This window comes from Sulfurimonas sp., assembly GCF_047622445.1.
In the GTDB taxonomy this organism is placed as follows: Bacteria; Campylobacterota; Campylobacteria; order Campylobacterales; family Sulfurimonadaceae; genus Sulfurimonas.
This window is the reverse complement of sequence record NZ_JBLHOE010000095.1, coordinates 1-8,990: the sequence shown is the minus strand read 5'-3', so window position 1 is coordinate 8,990 and position 8,990 is coordinate 1. Positions and strand designations below refer to the sequence as shown.

The 8,990-nt window shown below is 33.5% G+C and carries 9 protein-coding genes; 2 read left to right on the top strand and 7 right to left on the bottom strand.

The window, feature by feature from the left end:
- Positions 1-19: 19 nt before the first annotated feature.
- From ACI9TV_RS15180 to ACI9TV_RS15165, 4 genes are all read right to left on the bottom strand, one after another.
- On the bottom strand, positions 20-247 hold the full coding sequence (locus ACI9TV_RS15180; RefSeq protein ID WP_415251669.1) for a hypothetical protein: 228 nt from the start codon (positions 245-247) through the stop codon (positions 20-22).
- A 78-nt stretch (positions 248-325) separates the two neighbouring features.
- Positions 326-463 carry a DUF1731 domain-containing protein gene (locus tag ACI9TV_RS15175; protein ID WP_415251670.1) on the bottom strand — a complete coding sequence of 46 codons (138 nt, stop codon included), beginning with the start codon at positions 461-463 and terminating at the stop codon, positions 326-328.
- A gap of 77 nt (positions 464-540) precedes the next feature.
- The gene (locus ACI9TV_RS15170; RefSeq protein ID WP_415251668.1) at positions 541-1,929 is read right to left on the bottom strand and encodes a response regulator; all 1,389 of its coding nucleotides are present in this window, start codon (positions 1,927-1,929) and stop codon (positions 541-543) included.
- 82 nt (positions 1,930-2,011) lie between these two features.
- Entirely contained in the window at positions 2,012-2,569 is a 558-nt protein-coding gene (locus ACI9TV_RS15165) for a thiamine phosphate synthase (protein ID WP_415251667.1), read from the bottom strand.
- Positions 2,570-2,637: 68 nt separating this feature from the next.
- Between ACI9TV_RS15165 and ACI9TV_RS15160 the strand changes: the two genes are divergently transcribed.
- Complete coding sequence (locus tag ACI9TV_RS15160; protein ID WP_415251666.1) at positions 2,638-4,584, top strand: flagellar hook-length control protein FliK; 1,947 nt, start codon at positions 2,638-2,640, stop codon at positions 4,582-4,584.
- Positions 4,581-4,838 carry an EscU/YscU/HrcU family type III secretion system export apparatus switch protein gene (locus tag ACI9TV_RS15155; RefSeq protein WP_415251665.1) on the top strand — a complete coding sequence of 86 codons (258 nt, stop codon included), beginning with the start codon at positions 4,581-4,583 and terminating at the stop codon, positions 4,836-4,838. The genes ACI9TV_RS15160 and ACI9TV_RS15155 overlap by 4 nt, the downstream gene beginning before the upstream one ends.
- Here the strand turns inward: ACI9TV_RS15155 and ACI9TV_RS15150 are convergent.
- Genes ACI9TV_RS15150 through ACI9TV_RS15140 form a run of 3 tightly spaced genes read right to left on the bottom strand, consistent with a single transcriptional unit; the run spans position 4,825 to position 8,988 of the window.
- Complete coding sequence (locus ACI9TV_RS15150) at positions 4,825-5,463, bottom strand: alpha/beta hydrolase (RefSeq protein WP_415251664.1); 639 nt, start codon at positions 5,461-5,463, stop codon at positions 4,825-4,827. The genes ACI9TV_RS15155 and ACI9TV_RS15150 overlap by 14 nt on opposite strands.
- Positions 5,463-8,180, bottom strand: a complete 2,718-nt coding sequence (gene polA, locus ACI9TV_RS15145; RefSeq protein ID WP_415251663.1) for a DNA polymerase I — start codon at positions 8,178-8,180, stop codon at positions 5,463-5,465. Before polA ends, ACI9TV_RS15150 begins: the two co-directional genes overlap by 1 nt.
- A 10-nt stretch (positions 8,181-8,190) precedes the next feature.
- Positions 8,191-8,988, bottom strand: coding sequence for an HDOD domain-containing protein (locus ACI9TV_RS15140; RefSeq protein WP_415251662.1), 798 nt, complete (start codon positions 8,986-8,988; stop codon positions 8,191-8,193).
- Positions 8,989-8,990: the final 2 nt, after the last annotated feature.

The window sequence follows — 8,990 nt, the reverse complement described above, 5'->3', positions numbered from 1 at the left end:
ATGACTTTTAAATACATGCTCACTCATTCCATATTGTACTGTATGGTTTCTTGAACTGTTGCCGACCGACCCAAGGGTACGGGGAAATCTTTTCGATTATAAGGTCAGGATTTAATTCGTTACACTTTTGTAAACCATCAAGTCCATCAATAGCCTCCCCAACAACTTCATATTCTAATGCAAGAAGTACTTTTTTGATAGCTGTTCTTGCAAGCTTTGAATCATCAATAACTAAAACTTTTTTCAATACTTTCTCCTTTTTAAATTTTAAATCCAATAAGTATAATACTATTTAAAGACTTTTCAAATAAGAAGGAAATGTTAATTAGGAGAGAAAATGTTCCAAAGATTTTTTTATTGTTTTATATTTAAATTTATACCCTGCAGACACTAGTGTTCTTGGGTAAATTTCTTTTGAGTCCGTAAGTACACTAGCCCCTTCAGCAAATGGCATTCGTAAAATGAATTCAGGAAGTGGTAAAAATGCAGGCCGGTGAAGTATCTCGCCTAAAGCTTTTGCTAAATGCTAGTCTCCTGAAATTACACTATTTTACAATATTTCGCTTCCGTATAATCAGATCCAAATTTATGAAGTACATTAACAAAACAGTCAATATTTTTCAAAAATAATTTGATTAATCTTGGATCAAAATAAACACCAGACTTACTCTCAATGAATTGTAAAATCTCATCTAGCTCCCAAGGATCTTTATATACTCGTTTATTTATTAATGCATCAAATACATCTACTATAGCTACTATTCTTGCATGTATAGGTATTTCTTCACCTTTTAATCCATGAGGATACCCTGTTCCATCCCATCTTTCATGATGGTGAAGTGCTATCTCCTTAGCAATCTTACCAACATTTTCATCACTTAGAAATGCTTTGTCTAAAAGAGCTGCACCAGCATTTGCATGTTCTTTCATTGCTTCAAATTCATCAGCATCCAGCTTACCTGGCTTACATAAAATAGTGTCTGGAATTGTTACCTTACCTATGTCGTGTAAAATTGCTAATTTGCCAATAAGTCTTGCTTCTTCTTCAAACATTCCACTTAGTTTTGAAAGAATATAACTATATTCACCCATTCTTTTTACATGAGAACCTGTTTCAGCACTTCTAAACTCTGTTATGTCAGAAAGAAGATTAATAATATCATCATCAAAATTACTCTGCATATCTTCAAACATAGCAACGGACTCTATATTTTGATAAATTCTTGAGTAAAATTCATCTCTTGAAAAAGGCTTGGTAATGTAATCATTAGCGCCCTCTTTTAAAAATCTACTTGTTGTATAAGAGTTTGTATCTGATGTCAGAGTTATGATACTTAGACTTTTTTTATTTCTCTTTTTTCTTGCCTTACGCACAAATTCTAAACCATCCATAATAGGCATATGATAATCCGTAATCACAAGTTCTACCTCTGGATGTGCTTCAAGTTTTTCGAGACCTTCTTTTCCATTTGAAGCAGTTATAACTTTGAAATGGTGAAGTAATAGATTTTGCTTTAAAAAGTTTGTATATAAAGTTGAATCATCAACAATCAGGATTGTTTTTGTCTTATTTAACTCTAATTGCTTAAGTTTTTCTACAACATACAGTATATTTTCATATCTTTCTTTAAGCACATAGTCTACAATGTGAGAAGTTTCAAATCCTTCTCTAAAATCTTCATCAAAGATACCAGTAAAAACAATTGGAGCGATATTATGCTTGTTTAAAAGTGGAATAACTTCACCACTCTTTGCATCTGGAAGATTCATATCTGCTACAGCAAATTGGTAACGTTCCTTGCTTACAAAACTTTTTGCTTGAGCATAAGTTTCGGCTATATCAAAATCAAAATCAGTATATTTAGTTAAGAGTTCAGTAAAAATCTTACAAAGCATTTTACTATCTTCAATAATCAACAACTTAGACATATTCAATAACCTTTGTATAAATTTAGTGAATGAGTATACCGAAATTTCGACTCAATCTAGTATTATATGACCTTATAATATATTATTTATCTACAAAATAACGTATCGAGGCAAAACCATATATTTCAATATCTTTGAAGAGTCTCAATTGTTCTTGTTTAATAATTCCACCAAGTGCAAAAACTTTAATATTGCATTTAGTTATAAGCTCTTTTAAATCTTCTAAGCCTTTTGGTTTACCTTTATTTGGTGAAGTAAAAACTGGACTATACGTAACTGCGTCTGCACCTAATTTTTGCGCTTGGAGGACTTCTGCATATGTATGAGTACTTATTATAACTTCTAGTCCTTGAGCTTTAGCTCTTATGATTTCCCCAAATTGAAGCGATGTTAAATGTACCCCTGTTGCATTCAGCTCTTTCGCTAAATCTACTTTTTGGTGAATAAAGCTTTTAATATTTTCAGATTGTTTACACACTTCTACAAAATGTGAAGCTTGACCTTCATAGTTTGGATTTGATTTGTCTCTATAAAGTGCATACTCTGGTCTATGAATTCCAAACTGTTTATGTAATATTTTTCTAAAAATGCTAGGAGTATCTGTGTACAATTCTGGTGAAGTTATTAAATATTTTTTCATCGATGATCTTCTCTTATTTTTTCTAATTATACTCAAGTTATTTAACCCAATAACGATATACTTGAACCATGATAAATATTTCAGACTTTAAGCAACTCGGGATTATACTTCCAAATACAAATAAGGCACTATCGAAGGTCATAAGTGAAGCTACACATCAGGAGCTCAAAGCAATCACTCAAGGGAAGGATTTAAAAACGGTTTTAAGCTCTTTACTTAAACAAAGTGCTTCCACACCTGAGTCAAACAGAGAATTACTCCAACTAGTTAAAGACAACCCTACTTTAAAAAACTTAGGTAATGTTACAACAACCATCAAAGATTTACTGGGTAGCCTAAAGTCTGAGAAAAATCCCCTACCCTTAGAAAAAGTACTCCAAACATTTTTAAGTGATGTGAAAGATTTAAAAAACTCGGAGTTAAAGCAAAAGCTTGAAAACTCTGGTGTTATTCTAGAATCCAAACTAAAGAATGTGCAGAACCCTCAACTTGAGCTTAAGAATGCACTTATTTCTTTAGTCAAAAACCTTCAATCGAGTAATTCATCCATTCGTAGAACAATTGCAAATGAAGTAAAGGTTTTACTCAATACTGAAGTACTTAAGTCTGTACAGACTCCAACTATTAAAAATACTCCTGATATAAAACCAATAACAAATTTTGAGTGTATAAAAACAGCGAATGACAATCCAAAAGCGTTACAACAACTCTCTACTAATGTAGAGAAACTAATTTCTACGCTAAAAACTACTTTATCCAAAGCTGACAGTATTCATAATCCTGTTATTACCAAGGCACTTACGAGTTTAGAGCATAAAATAGAACCAAAGTTACTGACCCCTGAAAACTTTAAATTAGCACCAATAAAAGAATCTTTAGAACAAGTCTCTACTCTTATGTCAAAGAGCTTTACCATGGAGTCTAAAAGTATATTGGCTTCCTTAGAAAAAATCTTGCAGGTCTTAAAAAATGTTGAGCCAACTGCTAGAGTTCCAAAGGCTTCACTCGAATCATTTTTAGAAAACAAAGTACCTAAGATGATAACAAATCTAAGTCAAGAAATAAAGACTACTTTATCCAAAACTGACAGTATTCACAATCCTGTTATTACCAAAGCACTTACGAGTTTAGAACATAAAATAGAACCAAAGTTATTGACCCCTGAAAACTTTAAATTAGCACCAATAAAAGAGTCACTAGAACAAGTCTCAACTGTCCTAAGTAAAAGCTTGCCCATAGAGTCTAAAAGTATATTGGCTTCCTTAGAAAAAATCTTGCAGGTCTTAAAAAATGTTGAGCCAACTGCTACAGTTCCAAAGACTTCACTCGAATCATTTTTAGAAAACAAAGTACCTAAGATGATAACAAGTCTAAGTCAAGAGATAAAAGAGGTTATCCAAAAGGGTGAACCTATTTTTCATAAAGATACGACACAAATTTTAAATAAACTAGAAACTTTAAATACAGCGCAGAAACTTCACCCACAAAATAATATAAAAGAGATGACAACTAACGATTTAAAAGCAGTTCTGCTTCAGGCAAGTGATGAAATAACAAAGTCCAACCATCCAAACCAAGTTGAAATTACCAAACAAATAGATAAGCTTTCTCTTCAAATTGACAACTATCAACTTATTTCACATTTATCTAATGGGACTTCACTATACTTACCTTTTTCATGGGATATGATGGAGGAAGGTAACATTGAGATGAAAAAATCAGATGATGATAAGTTTTACTGTGATATTTACCTCAAACTAAAAGATTATGGTGAAGTAAATCTCAAACTAACACTCTATGAAAAAAATCAACTTAACCTGCATATATACTCATTAAATGAAGAGTTTAAATCAGTTATTCAAGACAATATCCCAATGCTTCGCTCAGCCCTTATAGATGCCCAAATCACACCAAGAGAGATACGTGTATATGAACCGAAAATATCTAAAGTATCTACTTCGCCATACCAACAACAAGAGAAAAGTATTTATATGGGATTTGAGGTGAAAGCATGAAAAAGATTAAAGCAGCAGCCTTACGCTACGATACCGAAAAAGAAAAGGCTCCTCGTCTTGTTGCTAAAGGTGAGGGAAGCACAGCTGATAACATTATAAAGATCGCTGAACTTAATGACATCCCCATCAAAAAAGATGAAGATTTAATCGAATTACTCTCAAATGTGGAACTTGACAAAGAAGTACCAGATGCTTTATATAAAGCAGTGGCAGAGGTTTTTTCTTTTGTGTATAAAGTCTCTAGGAAAAAGTAGACTTTACCCATGAAGCTATCATCTTTAACTCTTCTTCTACAATTGTGTGATCTTTATCATAAGTTACAAATTCTATATCAAAACCACCATCTTGTAAAACCTCAACTTGATCTTTTGAAGTTTCGTATGGAAGTACACCATCGGAGGTTCCATGGCTGCAGAGCCACTTTCCTTTTTGTACATCTTGGTTCATATCTTCTAAAAGTTTTGGAGCGTCATAAATATAACCACTTATTGCAATATATCCAGCTAAAACTTTCCCATACCTCGCTCCAAACTCAAATGTCAAGAGTGAGCCTTGAGAAAAACCAAAAAGAAAACTCTCTTCTACATTAAATTGACTTTCAAAAAGCGTATCTAAATCATGCGTTAAAAGTGTACTCGAGTACTCAATTCCTGGAAGTTGCTCGGGAGGAAGTTGATACCAAGAGAATCCTGTGAAGTACTCAAAAGGTGCATCAAAAAGTATGTAGTTCATGTTCTCAATGTCTAAATATGGAGGAAACCCTTTAAAACCATCAGAAGAATCACCTCGACCATGTAAAATAATCATAAGCTTCTTCGATGGAACTTTTGATGGCATAAATATATATTCTAATTCTAAGTTTAAATCTAATTGCTGCATTATTTTAATTCTCCCCAATGATGGCCAATATTTACACTAACTTTTAGTGGAATACGAAGCTCCATAATATTTTCCATGATATTTTGGAAACGCTCTGCTAAAGCTTCTTCTTCACCCGCATTAACTTCAAAGATAAGTTCATCATGGATTTGTAAAAGCATTTTAGCATTCAAATTTTCTTCTTGAATCACTTTATGAATCTCATTCATAGAGAGTTTAATCAAATCACTCGCACTTCCTTGAAAAAGTGAGTTTACCGATTCTCTTTCAAATGCTGCTTTAAACATAGGTGTTGCATTTTCATAGTCGAAGTAACGTCTACGCTTGAGTAACGTCTCAACATAGCCAAGTTCTTTTGAGCTGTCTACTATGCTTCTAAAGTACGTCTTCACCGTTGGAAAGCTTTCAAAGTATCTTTCTATAATTCCTTTTGCTTCTTTTGTTGTAATGCCTAAAGTGTCTGAGAGTTTTTTCTGTCCCATTCCATAAAGAAGTCCAAAGTTTACGGTTTTAGCCACAGAACGTTTCGAGGCAGCTTCCTCTTCACCAAAAAGTGCGATAGCTGTTTGCATATGTATATCTTTATCACTTCTAAAGGCATCGAGTAATATTGCATCTTCGGAGAAGTGTGCGAGTAAACGAAGTTCTATTTGAGAGTAATCTATACCTATAAACTTCTTTCCATCCTCGGATACAAAAGCTTCACGGATTTTTAAACCAAGTTTACTTCTTGCAGGAATATTTTGTAGATTTGGATTTTTAGAGCTTAGACGTCCTGTCGCTGTTCCTGTTTGAGAAAAAGAAGTATGAATTCTACTACGAGAGTCTTCCTTAGCTAACTTTAGAAGTGGTTCTATGTAGGTAGAGTATAGCTTGTATACTTCTCTGTATTCTAAAAGTAAAGGGACAATTGCATGCGCATCTTTAAGGCCTGATAGTACTGCTTCATTTGTAGAGTATCCCGTTTTTGTTTTTTTACCTACAGGAAGACCAAGGTGCTCAAAAAGTATAACACCTAACTGTTTCGTTGAGTTAATGTTAAATTCACTCTCTGCGAGCTCATAAATACCTTTAGTCAAGGTCTCTAATGTTTCTTTTACCTCAACTAAAAACTTTTCAAGAAAAACTGTATCTAGTTTGATACCCTCTTTCTCCATTGTAAGTAATGTTGTTATAAAAGGTACTTCGATTTTTTGCGATGCCTCTATGAGATGACTTGCAGATTGAAGTTCTAGCTTTTCATTTAAAAGGTAAAATAACTTTAAAGTAATGAAAGCATCTTCAGCAGCGTATCCACATGCACTTTCTAAATCTACATCCGCAAATGTTTCCCCCTTCTTCACCGTATCTTTAAAAGCTACCATTGTATGGTCTAGTAATTTATCTGCTAACTTATCCATAGCTAAACCACTCTCAGGATTTACAAGCCACGCTAAAATGATGCTATCAGCATGCACTTCTAAAGTATCATCCTCTAAAAACCTACTCACAAAATGAAGGTCAAACTTAATGTTATGCCCCACTACTTTTGATTGAAATATTTTTCGCATAGCACTCTTAGCCACATCTGCACTTACTTGCTCGCCAACGCCAAGATAGAAATGTGCAAAAGGTACGTAATACGCCTCTGTATCATTAAAACAAAAACTAAATCCAACTAGCTTATCATTCTCATACTCGAGTCCTGTTGTTTCTGTATCAAAAGCGACAATCGTATCCACTTTAAGTTGTGAGAGGATTTTAGTTAACTCTTTTTCATCATCTATAAGTGTAGCTTTAAATTCAAGCTTTAATTCTTCAGGTATTTGTATCTCTGTAGCTTGCGTTGCATTGTCTTCCATCTCGCTTGTTACTTGATTTTTAGCACGAAGCATTCGAAGGATTGCGTTTTGTTCATACTGCACAAGTTCATCATAAATATTTAAAAATGGATGTTCAACATCCATTTTATATTCTTCAAAATCTATACTTTCTAATACATCAAGTTTAAGTGTCACTAACTCTTTTGACATATATGCTTGTTCTTTATACTCAAGAAGTTTCTTTTGCATTGCACCCTTTACAAGCCCAACATTTTTATAGATATTATCTAAGTCTCCAAACTCTTTTAAAAGTTTCTCAGCACCAACCTTTCCTATTCCTTTAACTCCAGGAACATTATCTGCACTATCGCCAAGGATTGATTGGTAATCTATAAACTGCAAAGGTGTTACACCATACTTCTCAAAACAAGCTGCTTCATCCATAGTCTTTCTCTTTATAGCATCAATCACTGCTACCTTGCCATCATCAATAAGTTGATACAAATCTTTATCATGAGAAACAACGCGAACTGTATGACCTGCATCTTTTGCTAACTTCGCCACAGTAGCAATCATATCATCTGCTTCAAAACCAACTTTTCCAAGTGTTTTATAGCCCATTTTATCTATCCACTCTATCGCCACCGGTAATTGCATAACTAACTCTTCTGGTGGTGCAGAACGATTTGCCTTATAGTTTGGATCTATCTCATTTCTAAATGTAGGTCCCTTTGTATCAATAGCAAATATAATGTAATCACTGTCATGCTGTTTTTGAAGTGTTGCTATAAAGTTTGTAAAACCTGTTAAGAGTCCTGTTGGAAAGCCATCTTTGTTTTTTAAATGTTGTGGAAGTGCATAAAAACTACGAAAGAAAAATCCAAATGTATCTATTACTGTTACTGTCTTGCTCATATATTTCCTATTACTTATTTTTTTCTAATTCATCTAGGATGTCATCTACTGCATCCTCTAATAATTCGTGATCATACCCTGCGTCATTTGCACGTTTGAGACCTATATTTATAGAAACCTCATCAAATGGCTTATTTACAGGGACTATTGCTTTTACGATATGTAATGCCATGGAGTATTCTTTAATCTTCTCCGGAGCTGAGAGTGGATTATCTGCAAATTTAATCATATTTATAAACTCACTATCAAAATTCCAGTGTTCAAATACCTTTGCTGTAATATCTGAACTTGTTGCTTGTACATACATTTTTTCCACTTGAGCGATATTATTTGAAAGTTCTATTTCAGAATAAAAAGAGGTACTTTCATCTTCTTGAATAATACTATTTGCAATAATAATTTTTCCTGTTTCTTGCAAAAATGTTGCTAGATAGAGTTTCTCAGCTTTTTGTTTATCAATCTGTTTATACCATTTCATCATCAAGTTAGCTTGAAGTTCTGAGATTGCTGCAAATTTTTCAGATGTTATCCCATAGGGTTTCATATCAACATTCAGTAATTTTCTCACGGCATTAGAAAGTGCAATGGAGCGAGTCATACTCATACCAAAAAGAGAAACAGCCTGAGAAGCAGTACGTATTTCTCTTGCAAAACCATAGAGCGGTGAATTAGCAGCTTTGAGTAGGTTTGCAATTATCATTGGATCATGTTCTACAATATGAGCTAACTCCATTATAGAAGCATCTGGGTCAGCATATATCTTATTAATATCTATAATTGTTTTTGAAAGTGGAGGAAGTGACTTTATAC

What these genes read in the sequence shown, in the direction of transcription:
- ACI9TV_RS15150 (WP_415251664.1), bottom strand. Translation starts at nt 5,463, where the DNA reads ATGCAGCAATTAGATTTAAACTTAGAATTAGAATATATATTTATGCCA.
- ACI9TV_RS15170 (WP_415251668.1), bottom strand. Translation starts at nt 1,929, where the DNA reads ATGTCTAAGTTGTTGATTATTGAAGATAGTAAAATGCTTTGTAAGATT.
- polA (WP_415251663.1), bottom strand. Translation starts at nt 8,180, where the DNA reads ATGAGCAAGACAGTAACAGTAATAGATACATTTGGATTTTTCTTTCGT.
- ACI9TV_RS15165 (WP_415251667.1), bottom strand. Translation starts at nt 2,569, where the DNA reads ATGAAAAAATATTTAATAACTTCACCAGAATTGTACACAGATACTCCT.
- ACI9TV_RS15160 (WP_415251666.1), top strand. Translation starts at nt 2,638, where the DNA reads ATGATAAATATTTCAGACTTTAAGCAACTCGGGATTATACTTCCAAAT.
- ACI9TV_RS15155 (WP_415251665.1), top strand. Translation starts at nt 4,581, where the DNA reads ATGAAAAAGATTAAAGCAGCAGCCTTACGCTACGATACCGAAAAAGAA.